This window comes from Polaromonas sp., from assembly GCF_035638815.1.
Taxonomy (GTDB): Bacteria; Pseudomonadota; Gammaproteobacteria; order Burkholderiales; family Burkholderiaceae_C; genus Polaromonas.
The window spans coordinates 43,289-67,220 of sequence record NZ_DASQZG010000003.1 but is presented as its reverse complement, the minus strand read 5'-3'; the positions used below and the strand labels follow the sequence as shown (position 1 = coordinate 67,220).

General features: G+C 58.7%; 22 protein-coding genes. 15 read left to right on the top strand and 7 right to left on the bottom strand.

The annotated features are described in order from the left end of the window. Positions 1-104: 104 nt before the first annotated feature. The 3 genes from VE934_RS01100 (at position 105) to VE934_RS01090 (ending at position 4,404) form a co-directional block, all read left to right on the top strand. On the top strand, positions 105-1,571 hold the full coding sequence (locus tag VE934_RS01100) for a putative DNA modification/repair radical SAM protein (protein WP_324883463.1): 1,467 nt from the start codon (positions 105-107) through the stop codon (positions 1,569-1,571). Next, positions 1,562-3,208, top strand: a complete 1,647-nt coding sequence (locus VE934_RS01095) for a UdgX family uracil-DNA binding protein (RefSeq protein ID WP_324883461.1) — start codon at positions 1,562-1,564, stop codon at positions 3,206-3,208. Before VE934_RS01100 ends, VE934_RS01095 begins: the two co-directional genes overlap by 10 nt. 245 nt (positions 3,209-3,453) lie before the next feature. Next, positions 3,454-4,404, top strand: coding sequence for a substrate-binding domain-containing protein (locus VE934_RS01090; RefSeq protein ID WP_324883459.1), 951 nt, complete (start codon positions 3,454-3,456; stop codon positions 4,402-4,404). 106 nt (positions 4,405-4,510) lie between these two features. Here the strand turns inward: VE934_RS01090 and VE934_RS01085 are convergent, their stop codons facing one another. Next, positions 4,511-5,089 (bottom strand): NnrU family protein, encoded by a 579-nt coding sequence (locus tag VE934_RS01085; protein ID WP_324883456.1) that lies wholly within the window; start codon positions 5,087-5,089, stop codon positions 4,511-4,513. A gap of 259 nt (positions 5,090-5,348) precedes the next feature. Further along, complete coding sequence (locus VE934_RS01080; RefSeq protein ID WP_324883454.1) at positions 5,349-5,807, bottom strand: hypothetical protein; 459 nt, start codon at positions 5,805-5,807, stop codon at positions 5,349-5,351. A 176-nt stretch (positions 5,808-5,983) separates the two neighbouring features. Here VE934_RS01080 and VE934_RS01075 point away from each other — a divergent pair, with 176 nt between their 5' ends. Both VE934_RS01075 and VE934_RS01070 read left to right on the top strand, forming a co-directional pair. Next, complete coding sequence (locus VE934_RS01075) at positions 5,984-6,457, top strand: MerR family DNA-binding transcriptional regulator (protein ID WP_324883452.1); 474 nt, start codon at positions 5,984-5,986, stop codon at positions 6,455-6,457. Beyond that, positions 6,454-6,909 carry a PaaI family thioesterase gene (locus tag VE934_RS01070; RefSeq protein WP_324883450.1) on the top strand — a complete coding sequence of 152 codons (456 nt, stop codon included), beginning with the start codon at positions 6,454-6,456 and terminating at the stop codon, positions 6,907-6,909. Before VE934_RS01075 ends, VE934_RS01070 begins: the two co-directional genes overlap by 4 nt. Positions 6,910-7,027: 118 nt before the next feature. Here the strand turns inward: VE934_RS01070 and VE934_RS01065 are convergent, their stop codons facing one another. Continuing rightward, positions 7,028-8,266, bottom strand: a complete 1,239-nt coding sequence (locus tag VE934_RS01065; RefSeq protein ID WP_324883448.1) for a Fic family protein — start codon at positions 8,264-8,266, stop codon at positions 7,028-7,030. A 336-nt stretch (positions 8,267-8,602) separates the two neighbouring features. Between VE934_RS01065 and minC the strand changes: the two genes are divergently transcribed. From minC to VE934_RS01035, 6 genes are all read left to right on the top strand, one after another. Next, entirely contained in the window at positions 8,603-9,370 is a 768-nt protein-coding gene (gene minC, locus VE934_RS01060) for a septum site-determining protein MinC (protein ID WP_324883446.1), read from the top strand. A gap of 85 nt (positions 9,371-9,455) precedes the next feature. After that, on the top strand, positions 9,456-10,271 hold the full coding sequence (gene minD / locus VE934_RS01055) for a septum site-determining protein MinD (protein ID WP_324883444.1): 816 nt from the start codon (positions 9,456-9,458) through the stop codon (positions 10,269-10,271). Between the two features lie 5 nt (positions 10,272-10,276). Continuing rightward, entirely contained in the window at positions 10,277-10,549 is a 273-nt protein-coding gene (gene minE, locus VE934_RS01050) for a cell division topological specificity factor MinE (protein WP_077592906.1), read from the top strand. A 560-nt stretch (positions 10,550-11,109) separates the two neighbouring features. Then, positions 11,110-11,931 (top strand): alpha/beta hydrolase, encoded by an 822-nt coding sequence (locus VE934_RS01045; RefSeq protein WP_324883440.1) that lies wholly within the window; start codon positions 11,110-11,112, stop codon positions 11,929-11,931. Between the two features lie 266 nt (positions 11,932-12,197). Continuing rightward, positions 12,198-12,836, top strand: coding sequence for a hypothetical protein (locus VE934_RS01040; protein ID WP_324883438.1), 639 nt, complete (start codon positions 12,198-12,200; stop codon positions 12,834-12,836). Positions 12,837-12,951: 115 nt separating this feature from the next. Further along, a complete protein-coding gene (locus tag VE934_RS01035; RefSeq protein WP_324883436.1) occupies positions 12,952-13,317 on the top strand; it encodes a hypothetical protein in 366 nt (121 codons plus the stop codon). Here the strand turns inward: VE934_RS01035 and VE934_RS01030 are convergent. The 4 genes from VE934_RS01030 to dnaA form a co-directional block, all read right to left on the bottom strand. Further along, complete coding sequence (locus VE934_RS01030) at positions 13,314-15,299, bottom strand: DUF2075 domain-containing protein (protein WP_324883434.1); 1,986 nt, start codon at positions 15,297-15,299, stop codon at positions 13,314-13,316. The genes VE934_RS01035 and VE934_RS01030 overlap by 4 nt on opposite strands. 50 nt (positions 15,300-15,349) lie before the next feature. After that, positions 15,350-17,977 (bottom strand): DNA topoisomerase (ATP-hydrolyzing) subunit B, encoded by a 2,628-nt coding sequence (gene gyrB, locus VE934_RS01025; RefSeq protein ID WP_324883432.1) that lies wholly within the window; start codon positions 17,975-17,977, stop codon positions 15,350-15,352. A gap of 181 nt (positions 17,978-18,158) precedes the next feature. Then, a complete protein-coding gene (gene dnaN, locus VE934_RS01020) occupies positions 18,159-19,265 on the bottom strand; it encodes a DNA polymerase III subunit beta (protein ID WP_324883430.1) in 1,107 nt (368 codons plus the stop codon). 282 nt (positions 19,266-19,547) lie between these two features. Then, positions 19,548-20,942, bottom strand: a complete 1,395-nt coding sequence (dnaA, locus tag VE934_RS01015) for a chromosomal replication initiator protein DnaA (protein ID WP_324883428.1) — start codon at positions 20,940-20,942, stop codon at positions 19,548-19,550. 329 nt (positions 20,943-21,271) lie between these two features. On the opposite strand from dnaA, the gene rpmH reads away from it, so the two are divergent. The 4 genes from rpmH (at position 21,272) to yidC (ending at position 23,927) form a co-directional block, all read left to right on the top strand. Next, positions 21,272-21,406: a 50S ribosomal protein L34 gene (rpmH, locus tag VE934_RS01010; protein ID WP_007862708.1), complete on the top strand. Its 135-nt coding sequence runs from the start codon at positions 21,272-21,274 to the stop codon at positions 21,404-21,406. 54 nt (positions 21,407-21,460) lie between these two features. Beyond that, positions 21,461-21,871: a ribonuclease P protein component gene (locus VE934_RS01005; RefSeq protein WP_324883692.1), complete on the top strand. Its 411-nt coding sequence runs from the start codon at positions 21,461-21,463 to the stop codon at positions 21,869-21,871. Positions 21,872-21,936: 65 nt separating this feature from the next. Next, positions 21,937-22,206: a membrane protein insertion efficiency factor YidD gene (gene yidD, locus VE934_RS01000; protein WP_414693792.1), complete on the top strand. Its 270-nt coding sequence runs from the start codon at positions 21,937-21,939 to the stop codon at positions 22,204-22,206. Further along, complete coding sequence (gene yidC / locus VE934_RS00995) at positions 22,203-23,927, top strand: membrane protein insertase YidC (protein WP_324883418.1); 1,725 nt, start codon at positions 22,203-22,205, stop codon at positions 23,925-23,927. The genes yidD and yidC overlap by 4 nt, the downstream gene beginning before the upstream one ends. Positions 23,928-23,932 lie beyond the last annotated feature (5 nt).

Sequence of the window (23,932 nt, the reverse complement as noted above, 5' to 3'; positions counted from 1 at the left end):
GATCCGGGGGGATCCATGCCTGCAAACCAATAGCCCCCGCCAAGAAACAGGCCCGCAAGCCCCTATTTACAACCAGGATTGGCAAAACACTGTATATTGATACAGTGAATACGCAGCAAAAACTCGCCATCCTGGCCGACGCCGCCAAATACGACGCCTCGTGCGCCTCCAGCGGCACAAGCAAGCGCAACTCAGTCGGCGGCAAGGGAATCGGCTCCACAGAAGGCTCGGGCATTTGCCATAGCTATGCGCCTGACGGGCGCTGCATTTCGCTGCTGAAAATCCTGTTCACCAACTTCTGCCAGTACGACTGCCTGTACTGCGTGAACCGCGTCACCAGCAATGTGCCGCGCGCTCGCTTCAGCGTTGACGAGGTCGTGCAACTGACCCTCGACTTCTACCGCCGCAACTGCATTGAGGGACTGTTTCTATCCTCCGGCATCATCCAGAGCCCCGACTACACCATGGAGCAGGTGGTCGAGGTGGCCCGCGTGCTGCGCGAGGAGCACGACTTTCGCGGCTACATCCATCTCAAGACCATTCCCGATGCATCGCCCGAGCTACTGGCTCGCGCCGGCCGTTATGCCGACCGCCTGAGCATCAACATTGAATTTCCCACGGTGCAAAGCCTGGAGTCGCTTGCGCCTGAAAAAGACAGCGGTGCCATTCGCCGCTCCATGGCACGCATACGGGTTCACATTGACGATGCCAAAGGCGGTGCGCATGAAGCAGCGCGCAGCAGTTCGGTCACCCTGCCGCGCGGCCTTGCCAAACGCGCGCAGGCGCCACGCTTTGCGCCCGCGGGCCAGAGCACCCAGATGATTGTGGGCGCCGACGCCACATCAGACAGCACCATCTTGGCGACCACCGCCACCCTGTACAGCGCCTACCGCCTGCGCCGCGTGTACTACTCCGCTTTCAGTCCTATCCCCGACGCATCCAGCAGCCTGCCCCTGCGCCAGCCGCCGCTGATACGCGAGCACCGGCTTTACCAGGCCGACTGGTTGATCCGCTTCTATGGCTTTGCGCACGACGAGATTGTGGTGCCCAGCAACACCGGCGCTAACTCCAGCAGAGCAGACGGCATGCTCGCGCTCGACATGGACCCCAAGCTGGCCTGGGCGCTAGGGCATCGAGAGCAGTTTCCAGTCGACATCAACAAAGCCCCGCGCGAAATGCTGTTGCGCGTCCCTGGCCTCGGGGTCAAAGCCGTCACACGCATCTTGCAGGCGCGCCGCGTACGCAAGCTGCGCGCGGACGACATGCTGCGCCTGCATGTTCCGCTGAAAAAAGTCATGCCCTTTGTGCTGCTGGCAGACCACCAGCCCGGTACCTCGCTTGACGCACTCAACCTCGCGTCGCGGCTGACCCCAGCCCCGCAACAAGCGGGCTTGTTTGACGAATGCGTGACAGCCCCGCCGCAAGAACAACACGCGCCCGCACTACTTTCTCCTATACCCACTGCTTCCCGCACCCCTTTGCTGACGGCACCTTTGCCTACACGTGCATTGCCAACGCTTGCAGCAACATCAGCGTTAAGTAGAGAAGTAAGGAGTGATGCATGGGTGTGATGAACGACCTGCTAACCGACGACCTCTTTCCCCAGGCACTGCTGCCCATTACGCTGCAGAGCCCGACGGACCTGGAGGGCTTCCGCCGTGCTTCCCGCGCACTGCTTGCACAGCAAATGCTGCCCGAGCAGGTGAGCTGGCACACCGTGGACGCGCCCACGCAAGATCTTTTTGCAACCGACGAGGCCAACACCCTGGTCGTCGTTCCGAACATCGTCTTTAGCGATGCGCCCCCCGTCAACGTGCCGCCCGAATATCTGGCACTCGCCGAAACCGCCATCCTGCACAGCGATCCCAACCGCTTTGGCCTGCTCTACCGCATTTTGTGGCGCCTGCAGCACGAGCCCGACCTGCGCCACGACGCGCTGGACGCAGACATGGTGCAAGCCCAGCACCTGGCCCAGGCGGTGCGGCGCGACATGCACAAGATGAAAGCCTTTGTCCGCTTTCGCACCGTGCAGGACGAGACCTTTCGCAACCATATTGAAGGCGGGCCTTTGCACGTGGCATGGTTCGAGCCCGACCATCACATCGTCGAAGCCATTGCTCCTTTCTTTAAGCGGCGCTTCACCCAGATGCGCTGGGCCATCCTCACGCCGGAGCGCAGTGTCGAGTGGGATGGCGCCACACTGCGCTTTGGCCCCGGCGCCCAGAAAAGCGATGCGCCTCCGGCCGACGCCGGCGAGAAACTGTGGCTCACCTACTACCAGCACATCTTCAATCCGGCACGCCTCAAGCTCAAGATGATGCAAAAAGAAATGCCGCGCCGTTACTGGAAAAACCTGCCCGAGGCCGAGCTCATCAGCGGCTTGAGTGCAGCGTCGGCAGAGCAACACATCACGATGATCGAGCAGCCCGCTACCACGCCGCGCCGGCGCATTCCGATCTTTCGGGCAGGTGCAGCAGCGGTCAGCCGCCAGCAAGGCGCGCTTGCGTTAAACAACCCCGGCCACCATCCACTGACATTGCCCGCGCTTAATGCCGCTGCACAGCGCTGCCGCGAGTGCCCCATTGGTGAGCACGCTACGCAAGCCGTGTGTGGTGAAGGCCCGGCTAACGCCCGCGTCATGATTGTTGGCGAGCAACCCGGCGACCAGGAAGACCTGCGCGGCCGCCCTTTCGTTGGCCCCGCTGGCCAATTGTTTGACCGGGCATTGCATGACCTTGGCTGGCAACGCAGCGCGCTGTACATCACCAACGCCGTCAAGCACTTCAAGTTTGAGCCGCGTGGCCCGCGCCGCATGCATAAAACGCCTTCGCAGCATGAGGCCGCCGCCTGCCTGCACTGGCTGGAGAGCGAGATCAGTCTGGTGCACCCGGACGCAGTCATCGCCCTCGGCGCCACCGCGGCTGCCTCACTGCTGGGCCGTCATGTGGCAGTGATGTCAGAGCGCGGCCAATGGTTCACGCGTGAAGACGGCTTGCGCGTTCTGGTCACACTTCACCCCGCTGCGTTGTTGCGCACAGAAGCAGACCCGGGCGGCACTGCCTATGCACACTGGCTGCAGGATCTGCGGCAGGCCGATGACTTGATGACCCCGCGCATGGCGACCACAAAAGCGCCAGGCAAGGGCGACAAGACGGGCAAAACCAAAGCGCCGCCCAGAACCGCACAACGTCGATCACTATTGATTTAATAGCGCCTTTTGCCCGTGGTTGCTGGGCAAAGTACCGTTTTGATTCAACAAAACAGCGCAGCAGGCCCCGAATAGCCGCCTGCACGTAGGCCGCAACATCCTCCTGAATTCCCTGACTGCCGCTCTAGCAGACAAGAAAACTTCGGCCAAATGATTGCCTAAGTTCGATCTTGTCCGGCTCAAGTGCCCCACCTAGTATTCAAAGCACAACAACGCCGGGCCTTCGCCTGGATAAGGAGACATTCATGAAACGCAGAATTTTTTGTTCGATGGCATTGGCAAGCACTGCCGCCGGCCGTGCACTGGCGCAGGCGCAAGCGCGGGTGCCATCGCCGGAACACACCATCGGTATGTCGTTTCCCGCCGCCACCCATGGCTGGATGGGTGCCATCATCAAAAACGCCGCCGACGAGGCAAACGCACGCCGGCTGAAGTACGTGATGACCACCGCTGACGACGCCGCCCAGCAAGCGAAGGACGTAGAAGCGTTGATAGCGCGCAAAGTCAGCGCCGTCGTGATGTTGCCGATCAGCACGCGCGAAATGGGCGACATCACCCAGAAGCTTCAGGCTGCGCGCATCCCCCTCATCCTGGTAGACCGCGAATTGGACTCCACCCTGTACGCAGCACTGGTCAAGGGCGACAACGTGGGCATTGGCACCAACGCGGCACGCTACATCGGCGGCGAGCTCAAGGGTCAGGGCTCTGTCATCGAGATCGTCGGTGTGCCGGCCTCCGTCACCGACCAGCGCGCCAAAGGTTTCCGTGACGAATTGACCCGGCTGTATCCATCGATCCGCATCCTGGACAGCACAACCGGCAGCTTCCAGCGGGAAAAGTCACGCACGGCGATGCAGGACATGCTGGATGCGCATCGCCGCATAGACGCGGTCTTCACGCACGATGACGAGATGGCGCTCGGTGTGGTCGATGCCATCACCCAGTCCCGCCGGAAAGACATCCGCATCGTCACCGGCGCCGGTGGCAACAAGGAGGTCTACCGGATGATCGGCCAGGGCGCGCCGTTGATGCGGGCGACCTTTGTGTATTCGCCACTGATGGCGAAAGATGCGGTGCGGGTGGCAAGCGAATTGCTGGAGGGCAAGCCGCCGCGCAGCAAAAACATCACCATACCCGCGTCAGCCGTGCATGCCGGAAACATCGCCCGCTTCTACGACCCGGCAGCCAACTATTGAAAGAACGAGCGGAGCCATCAGAAGGCGTTCAGGCATTGGACGCTATTAATTCAGTAGCTACTGCCGCTCACCAGTCATGGGCTAATGGCCGATTTGACAAGAAGAATCAGCCGATGGGGCGAATCCCGATCAAAGCGCCATGGGCCCAGAATGCAAACAGCGCCCAGGCCGCCACACCTACCAGCACCGTGGTTACCGTGCCCGCCGCAGTACCAGCCGCGTACACCGTGCCAGCCGCCCGATCACGCGCCCGCGCTGCGCGAAAGTTCAACACTGCCCAGACCAGAAAAGAACCAAACAGCACCACATGCGCAACATTGCCGTTGGCCAGCAGGTGCGCCAGCGCCCACACCTTGACGCTCAGCACCATGGGGTGATGCAGGCGCGCCTTGATGGCGTTGCGCGGCACATAAGCCGCTGCCAGCAGCACAAAAGAAATCAAGGTCAGCAAAGAAGCCAGGTGCCGCATGCCGCGCGGCGGCATCCACAGCTGCACGGGCTGCTGCCGCGCCAGACTGAAACCCCACACAATCAGCACAAAACCAATGATGGAGAGCACGGCAAAAACCGCTTTCCAAGGCAGTCCGCCCACACGCGCAATGGTGGCGCTGCGCCAACCGTCGGCCACGATGCGCACCGAGTGCACCCCGAGAAAAATCAGCAAGCCCAGCAGCAGAATCAGCATCGCGCGTCTCCTTGATGTAAATATGCGCAATTATGGGGGTGATGTCACGCAGCAAAGTCAGCGCAAAAAGGCTATCAAATCAGTAGCCGCTGGCGCCTGAATTCCCTCCACGCCGTTGTTGACCCGGCCTTGTGAAGTGTGAACTTCTAGATGCGTTCGCCCCGAACTTGTCGAAGGGTTTTCTTGCGCAAGTCAGGCTTCGACAGGCTCAACCCGAACGGAAAATGAATACGTCAACGCGCCGGAGCGGCGGCGTAAATCAGGGCCGCGCAGGCTCGCTGGCGGTGCCCGTGGGCATGGACGCTGCAGGCGCCGGGGGCGACACCACCAGATCCTGCGCGGGAGTCGCAGGCAGTAATTCAACCGGCCGGCTTGTTGAGTCACGAGGATCAACCGTCACAGCCGGGCCCTGCGTCAGGCTATCACGCACCACTGGGTTGCGCGGGCGCAATGGCTTCTGGCTGTTGGGTTGCATGCCGGGGCTCATCTCGGGCCGCTGCTCGGGCCGACCCTCTTGTTTAAGCTCTTCCGACTTCATGCGCGGTGTCAGTTGCGGCCTCGGTCGTGGCTTCATGTCGGGCGTCACAAAGGGGCCATTGCCGGGGTCTGCCAACAGGCGCTCCGCGGGTGCCGGCGCAGCCGTCTGCGCGGCGGCCAAAGTGCTCAACACTGTCAACGCGCCTAGCAGCGCGCACCGGACAAAAACTGCGTTGTTCATAAAGTCTCCTGAGTCATCTCGCCCTTACGCAAGGCCGCCATTTGACTATGCACCGCGCCACACAGGCTGATTATCGGCGCCCTGCCTGCATCACCGTAGGACCGGGCCCGCGCAGAGACGCCCGTGCGACACCGCGCCAACCTTCGCGCAGGACGAAGCTTGCTAATCTTGGCCGCATGCAGATCTCTGAACTTGCCCAACGCTCCGGCGTCTCCGTGCATGCGCTGCGCCACTACGAAAAACTGGGCCTGCTGACGCCCGCACGCCGGGCAAGCGGCTACCGCGAATACACCGAGGCCATGCGCCGGGAGGCGGTTTTTATCGCCATGTCACGCAAGGTGGGCTTCTCGCTCAAGGCGATTGCACTGCAGCTGCCCGCCTATCGCGCGGGCCGCCTCACCATCGCGCAGATGGTGGAGTCGCTGCAGACAAGGGTTGCAGAAATTGATGCCCAGGCCCAGCAACTGCAAACCCAGCGCAACGAAGTGGTGGAGCACATCGCCTGGCTGAAAAAGCAGGAGCGGACGCAGCAAGTCAAGAATGCGAAACAGCTCGCCGCACAAGAAAGCGGCAACCCCATCGCACCCTGGCCCAAGGTCAAGTCCCGTAAAGCAAGCAATACCACCTCAACAAAGAAAGCCACGCCATGAGCAACACCGCATCACCGCAAGCCGAACACTTCAACCAGCTTCAGGCCATCGTCCTCGCCATGCCCATGGCACGCACTCTGGGCCTGTCGTTCAAACACATGGCGCCCGGCAAGACCGAGCTGGAGATTCCCGTGCAAGACGCCTTCACCTTCCGCCCCGGCCAGCTGCAGGCCACAGCCATCTTCGCCATTGCTGACTTCGCAGCCGTATCGGCGGCCGGCACCCTGCTGCCCGCGGGTTGGGTCAACGCCACGATAGACGCCAACATCAAAATCGTCGCGCCAGCCTCAGGCGCCCTGCTGCGCGCACGCGGCCGCGTTATCAACGCGAGCAAACTGCTCACTGTCTGCGCCGCAGATGTTTATTCCGTCAACAGCAGCGGAGAAGAGACTTTGTGCGCCACGCTGCTCGGCACCGCGCGCAACATCGACACAGCGCCGCGTACGCAATGACGCTACTGCATTAATAGCAAACTATTGCCATGACTAAAGGGCAAAATGCCACTTTCACCACCGGTGAAAAGCGAAGCGGCCCGAGATGCAAATTTGGGCATCGCCCTTCAACGGTCTGTTAGCCCGGGCTCCCCGCCAGACCCCCGGCACGCACATCAGCCTCTGCTTCAGGCCACAGCCTCGGAAAGTAAAACCGAAGGGCGTGCTGCGGCACACCAAAGCGCAGCTTGCCGTGCGGGGAGTCGGTGACCAGCAAGCCGCGCTTGAGTAGCGCCGTCACTTGCGCCGTGGCCAGCCGCTCGCCCAGACCCAGCATCGCCTTGAATTCGCTTCGCTCCAGCTCCGACTGCGTGAGCAGGAGGTAGTGCAGCGCCCGCAAAGATTCGCCGCGCACACCGCGCTTGACCACACCTTCCTCAAAGGCGAGGCAGGCCGCAATACGATCCTTCATGCCAGCCATATCCAGCAGGCTGGCCATAAAGCGAACCTGGTCAATGCACAGCGTCAGCACATAGTCCATCCACGCGATCAGCGCGCGCTCTGACAGGTTGCCGCGCCCGTCCAGGTCACCGGCCCGCGGCTCGTCAGCGGCAGCCAGGTGCGCATAGTAAGCCTCGTGGCTACGCGCAAAGCCGCGCAAGGGCGACCACAAGCCATTGGTCAGGCCCAGCGAACCCAATGCCAGGTGCGTGTGCAGGCGCGCCACACGCCCATTGCCGTCCCGAAACGGATGAATCCACGCCAGCCGGTGATGCGAGGCGGCATCCGCCAAAATTTGCAGTTCGCCGCGCCGCACGCCGCCGTAAACATCACCCCAACGCTCCAGCATGGCGCCAATCGCCGTATGGGCCGGCGCCGCATGCACACCCACGCTCACATCCCGGTCACGCAGAGCGCCCGGCACCAGCACATCGCCTTCGGGCAACACCCGGTCGGAATCAGGCAGGCGGGCAAACAGGTCCTGGTGAATATCGCGCACCATCTGCGCCGACCACACCTGCCCGCTGGCCCAGCCCTTCCACCCGGCCTCCAGCGCACGCTCGGTTTCCATATGCGCCAGTGCCAGCCGCTGGCGCCGTGCCTTGTCCGCATCCTGCGAATAGTCGCTACGCAACGCGGCCTCAATCTCAAACGGCAACGTGTGCTGACCTTCAATCTTGTTGCTGTAGTAAGAGTTCATAGCCCGCAGCAGTTGCCGCAACTCGGCCGGCGCACCTACCCCCGCCAGGCTCTGCGCCGCCCGCTGCAGATCGTGCGCCTGCTCCAGCAAGGGCTGAAGCTGATGCTCGCCCGGCAACAGCGGCTCCATCTGCGAGGGGTGGTTGTATAGCGTGACTTTTTGCGACTTGGTTGGCATGCCTAAGTCTATGTCACACAACATATTTTGGCAAATAGTGCGGGAATTTTTGCGACTTTAATTGCGACTTTAAAACGTCCTCCCGCCAAGCGTCTGGCCACAGCGATACTTGTTATTCCACACTTCGCCGCCGCATCCCAAACCAGATCCGGGATCCATGCCCGACTACAAACAGAAGCCGCGCGCAGCACGGTGTTGCAACAGGTTTCATTCGCTCACAACTGCTGCCAGATGCGCCTTGAGCCGCTGTTAAGATGCGTCCCTTTCAAGCCGCTTCGCGGCTGATCTGCTCCTGACTTTTCTTCCCTATCCGCGACGCCGCGACGCATTTACCTCATGACCGTTGCCCTCCCGGCCAGCACCCCCGCCACTTTCGAAATCAAAAGCGCCAACCTGCCCCTGGTGGCGCTGCTGCTCAAGTCTCCTGACCTGGATGCGCTCGCGCGCGACCTGGCGCTGCGCTTTGGCGACATCCCCGACTTTTTCGACAACGACCCGATGGTCATCGAACTGTCGGCGCTGGCGGCCGATGAACGCGCCATCGACTTCACGGCACTGATCAACCTGCTGTGCAGCTACCGCGTGGCGCCCATCGCGGTGCGCGGCGGTAATCCGGCGCAGATGGACGCAGCGCTGGCCGTCGGTCTGCTCCCCGCGCCCGATGCGCGCATCACCGCCGCACGCACGCAGGAGCCGCAGATCACCCGCGTGCAGCCGCCGCCGCAAGTCGAAGCACCGGCCCTGGCCGCGCCACCGCTGGGCGCGCTGGTCATCGACAAGCCCCTGCGATCAGGCCAGCAAATTTACGCCCGCGGGCGCGACTTGGTGGTGCTGGCCATGGTCAACGCCGGCGCCGAAGTCATTGCCGACGGCCACATCCATGTCTACGCCCCGCTGCGCGGCAAAGCCATGGCCGGCGCACGCGGCAACACCGACGCACGCATCTTTGCCCTCAGCCTGGAGCCCGAGCTGCTGTCCATCGCCGGCATTTACCGCACCAGCGAGAACCCGCTGCCCGAAGGCGTGTGGGGCAAGCCGACGCATGTGCGCCTGGTGCACGGCCCGGAAGGCGACAAGCTTGAAATGCATCCCATCAAAACGTAACACCTATCGGTTTTCCTGTTCGCCCTGAGCTTGGGAACGGACACAGGAACAACCCCCCTCTTTCATTCTTAAGGACTTTTTACGCATGGCAAAAATCATTGTGGTCACCTCGGGCAAGGGCGGCGTGGGCAAAACCACCACCAGCGCCAGCTTTGCAACCGGCCTGGCACTGCGCGGGCACAAAACCGCCGTCATCGACTTTGACGTCGGCCTGCGCAACCTTGACCTCATCATGGGCTGCGAGCGCCGCGTGGTGTATGACCTCATCAACGTCATTCAGGGCGAGGCCAACCTCAACCAGGCCCTGATAAAAGATAAGCAGTGCGACAACCTGTTTGTGCTGGCCGCATCGCAAACACGCGACAAAGAAGCGCTTAGCAAAGAGGGTGTCGAGAAGGTGCTGAAAGACCTGGGCGACATGGATTTTGAATACATCGTCTGCGACTCACCCGCCGGCATTGAAACTGGCGCGCTGATGGCCATGCACTTTGCCGACGAAGCGCTGGTCGTCACCAACCCCGAAGTCTCTTCGGTGCGCGACTCTGACCGCATCCTCGGCATGCTCTCAAGCAAAACCAAACGCGGGATGGAAGGCGGCGACCCGATCAAGGAGCATTTGCTCATCACCCGCTACAACCCCAGCCGCGTGGACCAGGGCCAGATGCTCTCGCTCGAAGACATCAAGGACATCCTGCGCATCAAGCTCATCGGCGTGATCCCCGAGTCCGAGTCGGTGCTGCAAGCCTCCAACCAGGGCGTGCCGGCGGTGCACATGGAAGGCAGCGATGTCTCTGAAGCCTACAAAGACGTGATTGCCCGCTTCATGGGCGAAGACAAGCCGTTGCGCTTCATCGACGCGCCTAAGGTCGGCTTCTTCAAACGTGTGTTTGGAGGCAAGTAATCCGCATGGCTTCTTTCCTTTCCTTCCTGCTCGGCGAAAAGAAAAAAACCGCCAGCGTCGCCAAAGAGCGGCTGCAGATCATCCTGGCTCACGAGCGCTCCGGCCGCAACAGCCACGAGCCCGACTACCTGCCCGCGCTGCAGCGCGACCTGATTGCGGTCATTTCCAAATACATCAAGATCGACCCGAACGACATCAAGGTCAACCTCGAGCGCCAGGACAACCTGGACGTGCTGGAGGTGAAGATCGAGTTGCCCGAGGCAGCAGACAAGAAATAGATCGGGCGAATTGAGCCGTTGCTTAGTGATGTCATCCCCGACTCGATCGGGGATCCATGCCCGCTGACCGTACTGCCCGGTCCACCAGCAAGCAGTGGCTCGCTTGCATCACACTGCGCCGCCAGTTTGCCTCCCACACTGGTCGGCGCCACGCCCACCACGTCGCTACTATATTGATAGCTATCCGCGCCCGCCGTTACTGGGCAAAGCGCCCATTTGACTAACAAACACCAGCGGGACGCCCCATCTCTGTCATCCCCGACTCGATCGGGGATCCATGCCCGAAGACCCGTAACGTCGGGTCTGCCAGCAACCCGGATCTCGCCCACATCACGCCGCACCACTGGTTCGCTCCCACACACTCGGCCCGCCCCCACCGCACGCTCCTATATTCATAGCTATCCGCGCCCGCCGTTACTGGGCAAAGTGCCGATTTAACTCACAACCCCCAGCAGCGCCCTCCATTCCCGTCATCCCGGACTTGCCCCGGGATCCATCCCCCAAAGACCTCCAGCCGTGCATAGAATCGTCCCCAGCCCCCATCAACGCAAGGACGCCCCATGCAACGCCGCCTTTTCTCCACACTGGCCCTGGCAACACTCGCACTCAGCGCCATCTTTGCCAGCCCGCCGGCTGACGCGCAACAGCCGCAGCGCATAGGCGTCCTGATGCTCCACGGCAAAAACCCGGGCAGCGCCCAGGACCCCAGCTTCGCCCCGCTCAAAACCACACTCCAGCGTGAAGGCTGGCTGGTAACGCTTCCCGACATGCCCTGGTCGCGCTTTCGCTACATCGACGGCCATTGGGACAAAGCCATGGCCGAAATAGGCGGCCACATCAAAACCCTGCGCGACAACGGCGCAACCAAAATCGTTGTGGTGGGCCACAGCATCGGCGTGCCCGCTGCCCTGAGCCATGCCGCCCGCGGCGGCGATGTGCAGGCCCTGGTGCTGCTGGCGCCCGGCCATGTTCCCAAAAATTACTACAACGTGCCCTTTATGAAAGTGGTGCGCGACAGCGTTGACGAAGCGCGCGCTCACGTTGCCGCAGGCAATGGCGACACCACAGGGCGCTTCAACGACATCAACCAGGGCAGACCACTCCAGGTGACAACAAGCGCCAAAAACTTTTTGTCCTACTTCGACCCAGTGTCAGACGCGGAGATGGGCGTCACAGCCCCGCGCGTGCCAGCCACCACACCCGTGATGACAGCCATCGGCCAGAACGACTCCCTGTTCCCTTATATTCGCGCCTACTACGTCGACAAATTGCCGGCAAATCCCAAAAACAAGTATCTGGAAGTAGGCGGCGGCCACACGGACACACCCCGCATGGCCAGCGACGAAATCATCCAGTGGATCAAGACGGCAGTGGCTGAATAGAAAGCTCGCCGAGCCCCGTGCCCCTCCCGCGTCATCCCGGGCTCGACCCGGGATCCATGCCTCATTCACAACGAACGGCCCAAGCGGCATACCCACCCTCGGTAAAAAACATAGCCTCAATCTTGTGCCCATCCACGTTCACAAAGCCAGGATACGGCGGCTCCAACCATTGGGAAGACTCAAAGGGTTAGGGAGACAAAAACCATAGCGAAGAAAAGTGCACTGCGGTATCGTTCAGCCACAAATACAACGCAGGGGAGATCATGATGGACTTGAACGAGCGCGAATTCATGCACGAACAGGAGCGCCAAAGTCCTTTCAGTCCTCCGCCTGAACGATTCGGCACGGCGAGCAAAGTCCTAGTCTTTATCGTTGTGCTTTTCCTGCTCTACAAGCTGACAGACTGGAAGCTAGGCCAGCGTTCCGCCGACCCCGTCATCCCACCGGCGCCGACAACTGGAGCGACGGTTTCACGATCCGCCGAATATGCAGCGCCATCTACCTTGCAAACACCGAGGGAATCAAATCCACAGGAAGCGCAGGAAAACATACGTACTGTCTCCAAATGCATTGTCGATGGCAAAACCAGTTACGGAGACGCAAGCTGCGCCGTCGGTGCGAAAGCTACCCAGCTTGTCACCAAAGAAAATCACAATCTCATGGCAGCCGTGCGCGTACCAGCGACACCACCAGAAGATGTGCCCGCCCCGCCTCAATCTGTAATCACTCAAAACGAGCCTGGGGTTGGGCCTGCGGTCATAAAGGCCGAATGCAATGCTTTGGAGGAGAGAATTAAATATCTCGATTCGCTGGCGCGTCAACCGCAAAGCGGACAAACGCAGGACTGGATTCGCGAAGAGCGAAAGAGTGCGCGGGATCGACAGGTACGGATCCCCTGTAGATAAGAGGATCAATCATCTAATCTTGCCTCTCCCATACGCGACCCCAGGAAAAGCCCTGGGTCACAAATCACGGTGAGGCAACTACGCTCGAGCGTGCAATAACTCCAACGCACACATCATGAGCAACGCCGTCACAGAGCTTCCCGGCTGGGGCGAGATGCCCACACGTCCTGGGCTTTATCTATCCCTTTCACACGGGAGAGACTTTCCACAACAAGCAGTCAAGCAAAGAGGTTTCGCGGGACCAAAGATCGGACCGCTTCTCTACGTACAGACGCACTACGCGCAACGACTTGTGCTTCGCTTCGCAAACAAGCGAGACACGATCAAATATTTTCCGAGCGCCTCTGCCACTGTGGGCGAGTTGGATGTGGTTGAAGGGACTTTGGTCTATGAAAACAAGTGCTATGGAGATTGGGATGTTTGCTATATCGCACAGCAATTCTGCAGAGTCAAAGCAAAGGTTGGCCGCACCAAAACCTAGATGACTTGGAATCCAATGCGCTCTAAATAGTCGAAGGTTGGATCGTAGTAAGTGGAAGAGCGCGTTGCATCGCTCAGATCTCCTTCGGGAATAACGAGAACCATCCCCTGTCGTGCTCGCGTGAGCAAAACGCGATAAGCGTTTTTCAGATAGGTCTGGCGATCACTCTTACGAATGCAATTCCAACGGCTTCCCACAAACGAATAGTGCTGCCACCCTTCCGGCGCAAAGCGAAAGTCGGCGTCCCAAACGACGCAGGACCAATCTAACTCAAGGCCCTGCACATGAAACTCAGTTGCAACGTCTTCGAGGTAGTAGGACGACCGGATATCCTCTTTGCCGTCCAAAAACCAATGAATGGGGTCCATCGGAGATCGGACATCAATGGCATGAGGTTTTAGCCGTTGTGCCTGCGATGAAACCACCATTCCATACCGCTCCGATCCCCTGGCGCGACCTCGCATCCAAGCCTTCGCTCGACTCAAACTGCGTGTAATAACAATTGGATATTTGGATTCCACTTTTCTAAGCGTCTGCCTAGCCACATCTGCTTCCAGGTCTAGTATCTGTTTGACAAGCGTCGACACGTGCTCAGCTCGAAATGACCGCATTGAAACACCGAGATGTAGGTGTTTTTCGAAGTGCACATTTGCCCTGTTCGCCACGTCACTGACCGCATGCCCCGCGCCATACTCTTCATCATTCAGCTCCGGCGATATATGGACATGCCACTCGCGAAAAGATCGATTAAGCGAAGCAACCCATTCGGCAATGCCTGCCTCACCGGTGTTGATCTCCTGCCCGCCGCCAACCAAACAAACGACCACGGCCCAATCACTATGTCGGTCTAAGCACGACATCAGAAATTCTGGCTCTGATTGCTTAAAGTCAGGTCGCTGCTTTTTACGAAGCATAAATGCGGCCGTTTGCTCAAGATTCCACGCGCGCTGAGCCTCATCAAAAATCGCTACGTGCTCGATCGGTGGACTGGCTAAGTTCACCAAACAGTCGTCACGAAAATGATGAACGTTTTGGATAAACGCCTTGACTCGACTCAAGGCCTCGCCCTTTTTCAACTTCCCACCCGCAGCCTTAATACGACGCACCTCGTCCCGCGCTAAAGCCTCCCTAAGTATGTCGACCAAAGGGCCATTTCCAGACAAAAACACGCTATAGAGTTCGCTGTCTTTATCAATATGTTTCGTCGCTATGTTGAGTCCTACGAGCGTCTTACCCGCACCCGGCACGCCTGTGACAAAACAAATCGACTTCCTCGACAACTCCCGGGATGAGCGAATGATCTCAGCGACGGTCTCAGATGTTTGGCTTAAGTTGATCGCTCCTGCGTCGCTGCGGGATATTTCTGAGACATCGTGCCCGCTGTAGAGGGCGACAGCGGCTTCAACGATTGTTGGGGTTGGGTGATATCTGCCAAGATCCCATTGCAAAGGGTCAATCTTTGGCCCATCACAAAACAACAATGTCTGTTCAAAGATGCCGCCGAGCTGAGAAGGCGCTGCATGTATCGGCAGCAGCACCAAATCATAATCTTGCGTTGTTGAAATTGAATATACTGCGTCCTTAGCCCGTGTCGCTACGAGTACCGGCGCAATGGGCTTGTCATGTGTCGTTTCATGAAAGTTCTTAAGGTCTAGGGCGTAGTCCCAAACCTGATCTGTGGCGCTAGCGGTGAAGTCCTTCTCACCCACCTTGAACTCGATGATGAAAACGACATGATCGATTAATACAACAACGTCAATTCGCTTACCAAGCCGAGGAACCGCATATTCAAAATACACCTTCCCACGACCTTGATAAGGCTCAAGGGGACCACGAAGGAGATTGATCTGCTCCAACCATGCATCTCGTTGCGACGCTTCGATCGAGAACCCACTATTTCGTGCGAGATTGCCGAGAATTTCGTCCGAAGATCGAGCTGGGAAATGCTCGATCAGATCCGCGTAATAGGCTCGGCTAGTCACAACGCTCGAGCTATTGAGTTTGCAATTGCAAAGACGGATCGATCGATCGCCTAAACGTCGATATTCGCAGCCCGCAACGCATTCGTCTCAATAAACTCGCGGCGCGGCTCCACCTCGTCACCCATCAGCATCGTAAACACGTGATCGGCTTCAATCGCGTCGTCGATCTGTACGCGCAGCAGGCGGCGCACGGTTGGGTCCATGGTGGTTTCCCACAGCTGAGCCGGGTTCATCTCGCCCAGGCCTTTGTAGCGCTGGCGTGCGGTGGCGCCTTCTGCCTGGGTGATCAGCCAGGCCATGGCTTCGCGGAAGGTTTCTACTTTTTCTTCCTTCTGGCGCTCGCCTTCGCCGCGCAGCACTTTGGCGCCTTCGCTCATCAGGCCCTTGAAGGTGGATGCCGCTTCGGCCAGGGCCGCGTAGTCAGCGCCGTGCACAAAGTCTTGTGTCAGCACGCTGCTTTTCACGTTGCCGTGGTGGCGGCGGCTGATGCGCAGAATGGGTTTGTCGTTGCGGGCGTCAAACTCACCAGCCACTTCGGCTGTAGGCAACTGTGCCTGCAGCATCACAGCTGAGCGCTCGGCGTCTTCCACGGTGTCCAGGTTCAGGGCAACACCGTCCGCAATGGCTTTGAGCGCTTCTGCGTCCATGTAGCCACGCAGGCGGCCAATCACCGACTCAGCCAGCTGATGCTTGCGTGCCAGCTCGGCCAGTGTGTCGCCAGTCAGCAGCGTGCCCTTGCCTGCTGCAGGGTCAGCGCCGGTTTGCACCGATGCGTCTTTGAGCGCAATCTTCAGCAAGAAGCTGTCGAGTGCCGCGCTGTCTTTCAGGTACTGCTCTTCCTTGCCAGACTTGACCTTGTACAGCGGTGGCTGCGCAATGTAGATGTGGCCGCGCTCGACCAGCTCGGGCATCTGGCGGTAAAAGAAGGTCAGCAACAGTGTGCGGATGTGGGCGCCGTCAACGTCAGCGTCGGTCATGATGATGATGCGGTGGTAACGCAGCTTGGCCACGTTGAAGTCGTCATTGCCGGTGGTGCCGCCGGCCTTGCCGATGCCGGTGCCCAGGGCGGTGATCAGCGTCAAGATTTCGTTGCTGGTCAGCAGCTTTTCATAACGCGCTTTTTCAACGTTAAGAATCTTGCCGCGCAGCGGCAAGATCGCCTGAAACTTGCGGTCACGTCCCTGCTTGGCAGAGCCGCCGGCGGAGTCACCCTCGACGATGTAGATTTCGCACATGGCCGGGTCTTTTTCCTGGCAGTCAGCCAGCTTGCCGGGCAGGCCCATGCCGTCCAGCACGCCCTTGCGGCGCGTCATGTCGCGCGCCTTGCGGGCGGCTTCACGCGCGCGCGCGGCTTCAATGATTTTGCCGACGATGATCTTAGCATCGTTGGGGCGCTCTTGCAGGTAGTCGGCCAGCAGCTTGCTGACGATGTCTTCCACCGGGCCGCGCACTTCAGAGCTCACCAGCTTGTCTTTGGTCTGGCTGGAGAATTTGGGCTCGGGCACCTTGACGCTCAGCACGCAGGTCAAGCCTTCGCGCATGTCGTCGCCGGTGACTTCAACCTTGGCTTTTTTGGCCAGCTCGCTGTCGTCAATGTATTTGTTGATAACACGTGTCATCGCGGCGCGCAGGCCGGTCAGATGGGTGCCGCCGTCGCGCTGCGGAATGTTGTTGGTAAAACACAGCACCTGCTCGTTGTAGCCACTGTTCCACTGCATGGCAACTTCAACACCGATGTTGGTGTTCTGGTCGCTCTGACGGTCGCCCATGGCATGGAAGACGTTGGGGTGCAGGACTGTCTTGCCCTTGTTGATGAAGTTGACAAAGCCTGTGACGCCGCCGGCGCCAGCAAAGTCGTCTTCTTTGCCGCTGCGTTCGTCCTTCAGGCGGATCTTCACGCCGTTGTTCAAAAAGCTCAGCTCGCGCAGGCGCTTGCTCAGAATCTCGTAATGAAAATCGTTGTTCTGCTGAAAGATATCGGTGTCTGGCAGAAAGTGCACCTCGGTGCCTCGCTTTTCAGTGTCACCCATCACTTGCATGGGAGAGACCTCAACACCGCCAACCTTTTCAATGATGCGGTTTTGCACAAAGCCTTTTGAAAACTCCATCACATGGACTTTTCCTTCGCGCCGAATCGTCAGGCGCAGCATTTTTGACAATGCGTTCACGCAGCTCACGCCCACGCCGTGCAAGCCGCCAGACACCTTGTAGCTGTTCTGGTTGAACTTGCCGCCGGCATGCAGCTCGGTCAGGGCAATTTCGGCTGCAGAGCGCTTGGGCTCGTGCTTGTCGTCCATCTTGATGCCGGTCGGGATGCCGCGGCCGTTGTCCACCACGCTGATGGAGTTGTCCAGATGGATGGTGACCATGATGTCGTCGCAATGGCCGGCGAGCGATTCGTCAATCGAGTTATCAACCACCTCAAACACCAGATGGTGCAAGCCTGTGCCATCCGACGTGTCGCCGATGTACATGCCAGGGCGCTTGCGCACAGCCTCCAGGCCTTCCAGAATCTGGATCGAGCCTTCGCCATAACCTTCAGACGCGCCGGCCTGGTTGGTATCAATTTTGGGCTGGAAATTGGAGCTTCCCTCGCCGCCTTCACCGGAATTGACACCTTCATTTCCGCGACCTGGTTCGTCGGGAGTAGCTTCGTTGGTTTGGTTTTCTTGGGTCATAACTAACTTTTACCTGCGGTGAAACTATGTTTTCTCAATCTCTTGAATGACCAAACCCGCTTTTTCAAGCGGGTTCAGCTTTACTTGTCATCCCGGACTTGATCCGGGATCCATGCCACATCGACCTTATTGCGGTTTGTGAAACATGGATTGCGGGTCAAGCCCGCAATGACCCTCATCATCAAATCCGCATTGGCATCACAACGTATTTAAACGCTGCGTTGTCCGGAATGGTCAACAGCGCGGAGCTGTTGGAGTCAGCCAGCTCAATCTTTACCATGTCCTGCTCCATGTTGGCGAGAGCGTCGATCAGGTAGGTCACGTTAAAGCCAATCTCGATGGCGTCACCGCCGTAGTCGATGTCGAGCTCGTCGACAGCTTCTTCCTGCTCGGCATTGTTGGACGCCACACGCAGGGTGCCGGGTTCGATGTTCAGGCGCACACCCTTGAACTTCTCGCTGGTGAGAATCGCCGTGCGCTGCAAAGACGCCAGCAGTGGCACCCGGCCCAGGGTGATGATGTTCTTGTGGTTTTTGGGGATGACACGGTTGTAGTCGGGAAACTTGCCCTCAACCAGCTTGGTGACAAACTCCATGCCTTCAAAACTGAACTTGGCCTGGTTACCGGCAAACTGCATTTCGATCGCGCCTTCTTTGTCGCTGAGCAGGCGCTGCATTTCCAGCACGGTCTTGCGCGGCAAGATCACTTCCTGGCGCGGCACTTCCACATCGAGCGTGGCCGATGAGAAGGCTAGGCGGTGACCGTCGGTGGCGACCAGGCTGAGCTGTTTGCCTTCGGCGACGAACAGGATGCCGTTGAGGTAGTAACGGATGTCATGCACCGCCATCGCAAACGAAACCTGATTCAGCAGCTCTTTAAGAACTTTTTGCGGCACAGAAAAGCTGGGGCCAAAGTTGGCGGCTTCCTGCACCAAGGGAAAGTCTTCCGCCGGCAGCGTCTGCAGCGTGAAGCGGCTCTTGCCACCTTTGAGGATCAGCTTGTTCTGGGCCGACTCCAGCGACACGGTCTGGTCGCTGGGCATGGAGCGCAGGATGTCGATGAGCTTGCGGGCGCCCACCGTGGTGGTGAAGTTGCCGCTGTCGCCATCCAGCTCGGCCGTGGTGCGGATCTGGATTTCCAGATCGCTGGTGGTCAGCTGCAATTGCGAGCCCGTCTTGCGGATCAGCACGTTGGCCAGAATCGGCAGGGTGTGCCGACGCTCCACGATGCCTGCAACCGATTGCAATACCGACAAAACTTTATCCTGAGTGGCTTTGAGAACAATCACTGTCTTAACCTCTTATTTCTTTAATTCAAATTAGTAGTAGTAGATAAGGGCAGCACATTTCTGTGGACATCCCTATTTTCTTCTTTTTGATCAACTACTTGGCGCTTGTTTAACCTTGTGGTCAGACATCCCCCCAACCCTGCTGCCCAATATGAACAACTTTTGAGAATCCACTGTCCCTGTGGATAAGCCATGGGTTGTTCAAAAGTTGTCCCCAGTGTTGTCAGACGCATCTGAAACTTGGGAAAAGCGGCTGAGGTCATGTCCGTTTGCGGATTCATCTCAGCCTTTCAGGGTTTGTTCCAGCACATGCAGTTGCTGGTTGAGCTCAGTCATCTGCTGACGCTCTGCAGACATCTTGCGCACGGCGTGCAGCACAGTGGTGTGGTCACGGCCACCAAACAGCTCACCGATCTCTGGCAGGCTCTTCTGGGTGAGCTCCTTGGCCAGGTACATGGCAATCTGGCGCGGCCGGGCAATGCTGGCGGGCCGCTTTTTGGAATACATGTCAGCGACTTTGATCTTGTAATAGTCAGCGACGGTTTTCTGGATGTTCTCAACCGAGATTTGCCGGTTCTGGATGGACAGCAGGTCGCGCAGTGCCTCGCGCGCGAGCTGGATGGAGATTTCCTTGAGGTTAAAGCGCGAGTAAGCCAGGATTTTGCGCAGCGCGCCTTCCAGCTCACGCACGTTGGAGCGCACGTTCTTGGCAACAAAAAACGCGACCTCTTCCGGCATGACGGCGCTTTCGGCCTCGGCCTTGCGGATCAAAATGGCTACGCGCATTTCAAGCTCAGGGGGCTCGATGGCAACCGTCAGGCCCGAATCAAAACGCGAAACCAGGCGCTCATGAATGTCCGTCAGGCCCTTGGGATAGGTGTCGCTGGTCATCACGATGTGAGACTTTTTGGTCAGCAAGGCCTCAAAGGCGTTGAAAAACTCTTCCTGGGTGCGGTCCTTGTTCGCCAGAAACTGAACGTCGTCAATCAACAGCAAATCCAGCGAGTGGTAACGCTCTTTGAACTCGTCAAAAGTCTTGCGCTGATAGGCCTTAACCACATCCGAAACAAATTGTTCAGCGTGGATGTAGAGAACTTTGGCGGCGGGGTTGTCTGCGAGCAGTTTGTTGCCGATGGCGTGCATCAAATGGGTCTTACCCAAACCGACGCCACCATAGATAAAAAGGGGGTTGTAAAGCTGGCCCAGGCTGCTGGACACGTGCATGGCCGCAGCGCGGCCCATGCGGTTGGCAGTGCCTTCAATCAGGGTTTCAAACGTCAGCGCGGTGTTGAGGCGGTTTTTGAAAGGCGCACCTGCGGCATCCTCAGGCACCCCCAAACCGGCAGGCTCAACCACACCCGTGCCTTCGAAGCTACGCGTAAGCGGAGTCGATCGCGTGGTGGTTTCCCGCTGAGCGAGCGCTAACTCAAGGTGAATATTGTGGCCGGAAATTTTCTCAAGCAAGGCCGAAATACGGCCGGCGTATTGCGCCCGGACCCAGTCCAACTTGAAGCGGTTGGCGACTTGAATGGTGACTTTGGAGAGGTCGGCGGCGACCTCTGCGACCAGCGGACGGATCCAGGTATTGAACTGCTGCTCGGGCAATTCCTGCGCCAGATGGTCAACGCAGCTTTGCCACAAGTCTTCGCTGGAGATGTATGCGGCGCTCTCACTCATGGGCTGAAGGGGCGAGGCGGCTGCCGCTGCAAGCACATGCCTGCTTGTGGATATTATTAATTTTTGGCACCCGTTATTGTAGGCGTCTGAGGTAGTTATCCACAAAAATTTTCGTTCGGGTTTTAACCTAGAATGCGCCCACTTGGCCGCCGCCGCTCATCTGACCCTTTACCGCCAATGAGACGTCTAACTTGTTGCCACGCCTCATAAATCTGCGATAATCATGGGTTTCCCTGATTCACAGCGGGATTCATGGCGGCGTTTTGCACGCGTGAAACTGGCGTGAAGACTATTTAAGCAGGGAGCTTTTCAAGCCCGTAGGACCCATCATGAAACGCACATACCAACCTTCCAAAGTCAAGCGCGCACGTACGCACGGCTTTCTGACACGCATGAAAACACGTGGCGGCCGCGCAGTGATTGCTGCTCGCCGCGCCAAAGGCCGCAAGCGCCTGGCTGTCTAACAAGCCTGTTTCTGCTGGCTGTTGCTTTCGAGCAGATGCTTGGCTGCAGCACCCATGCAGCGGCTTAAAACCCGACCCCAGTTCCAGGCAGTTCTTGCCGGTGCCATTGTTGCCAGGACAACGCATTTCGCATTGCACCGCAATGCGCTTGATGCCATGAACGCGCTGACCGTGCCCGCCAAAACCCATGACACCCCGGATTTGTTTCCGGCCCAGGACACCTGGGTTGGCGCGATGGTGCCCAAGCGCTGGGCCAAACGAGCCGTTACGCGCAACGCCATCAAAAGACAGATTTACACCTTGAGCGCAGACCTTTTGCACGATTTGCCGCCTGCCGCCTGGGTGATTCGCCTGCGCCGTGATTTCTCGCGCAAAGAGTTTGTCAGTGCCAGCTCGGACGCCCTCAAGCTGGCCGTTCGTACCGAAGTATCTGTATTGATGCAATCAGGAGCCCGGTCCGCATGAGCACCCAGTCCACCCTGCTTCGCGCCTTTCGGGCCGTGGCCCGCCTTCCCCAGAAAACGCTGGTGATGCTGGTCAAAGGCTACCGCCTGTTGCTCAGTCCTTCGCTGGGCTCGTCCTGCCGCTTTGAGCCAACCTGCTCTGCCTACTCCCTGCAAGCCCTGCAGCAGCATGGCGCCACCAAAGGCAGCTACCTCACGCTTTACCGCCTCGCCCGTTGCCACCCCTGGTGCAACGGCGGCTTTGACCCGGTGCCTTCATCGGCAGGCCGGACTTCCCTTTTCACCCGTCTGGTCACGCCCGTGACCTCGCTCTCCTCTAAAAAGAAACTGTCATGAACGACATCCGTCGCACCATCCTGTGGGTGATTTTTGGTTTTTCCATGATTCTGCTGTGGGATCAGTGGCAGGTTTTTAACGGCAACAAAGCGACCTTTTTCCCCTCCCCTGCCAAGCCAGTTGCCAGTGCCGTGGCGCCAGCCAGCGCGGCCGCCGGGTCTGCAAGCGTGCCAGCGAGCGTCGGTTCCGTCCCTGTGCCTACACCCGCTGCTACGCCAGCGGCGGTTGTGCCCGGCGCGCTGCCGGCCGCAACGCCTTCTGCCACCAAAGAACGCCTGCTCGTTAACACAGATGTGCTGGCACTTACTTTTGATACTGAGGGCGGCACGCTCGTAGGATCGGCTTTCACTCAATACAAAGACGCCGGGGAAAAAGAAGCTGGCTTCGTTTTGCTGGATCAAAGCGCTGCGCGCGTCTATATGGCGCAATCAGGTCTGGTTGCTGGCGCCACGGGCGGCAGCTTCCCTACCCACAAAACCTTGATGACCGCTGTTCCGGGCGAACGCACGCTCAAGGACGGCCAGGACACGCTGGAAGTCAAGTTTGAATCGGCCGATGTCGGTGGCGTCAAGCTGGTCAAGACCTATACCCTCAAGCGCGGTGCGTACGACATGGCGGTGCGCCACGACATCGTTAACACCGGCGCGGCACCCGTGGCTCCACAGCTGTACATGCAGCTGGTGCGCGACGGCAATCCGCCACCCGGCGAGTCGTCGTTTTATTCCACTTTCACGGGTCCGGCCATTTACACCGAGGCCCAGAAGTACCAGAAGGTGGAATTCAAGGACATTGAAAAGAACAAGGTCGATGTTGAAAAAACTGCCACCAACGGCTACATCTCCATGGTCCAGCACTATTTTGCAACCGCATGGATTTTGGCTGACGGCATGCAGCGCGAGATATTCTTCCGCAAGGTAGATACCAACCTGTATTCCGTGGGCATGATCACGCCGCTGGAAGCCATTGCTCCTGGCACAACCAAGTCCGTCAGCGCCACGTTTTTTATTGGCCCCCAGGTCGAGAAACAGCTGGAAGCGATTGCGCCGGGGCTGGAACTCGTCAAAGACTACGGCTGGCTGACCATTCTTGCCAAGCCGCTCTACTGGTTGCTCGACAAACTGCACGGCTTTATTCACAACTGGGGCTGGGCCATCGTGGCTTTGGTGCTCTTGCTGAAAATCGCGTTTTACTGGCTCAATGCCAAGGCCTACGCCAGCATGGCCAAGATGAAGGCTGTCAATCCGAAAATCATGGAAATGCGCGAGCGGCTCAAAGACAAGCCGCAAGAGATGCAGCAGGCCATGATGAAGATGTACAAGGACGAAAAAGTCAACCCAATGGGTGGCTGCTTTCCCATCATGGTTCAGATCCCGGTGTTTATTGCGCTCTACTGGGTGCTTCTGAGCTCGGTTGAAATGCGCAACGCACCATGGATCTTGTGGATCAAGGACTTGTCCGCCCCTGATCCGTATTTCATTTTGCCCATCGTCATGACCCTGACGACGATGTTGCAGACCGCGCTGAATCCCACACCGCCGGACCCGATGCAAGCCAAGTTGATGTGGTTCATGCCGCTGATCTTCAGCGTGATGTTCTTCTTCTTCCCGGCCGGTCTGGTGCTGTACTGGATCACCAACAACATCCTGTCGATCGCGCAGCAGTGGGTTATCAACACCCGCATGGGTGTGCCGCCGCAGTTCAATTTACCCAAATTCAAGTAAAGCAA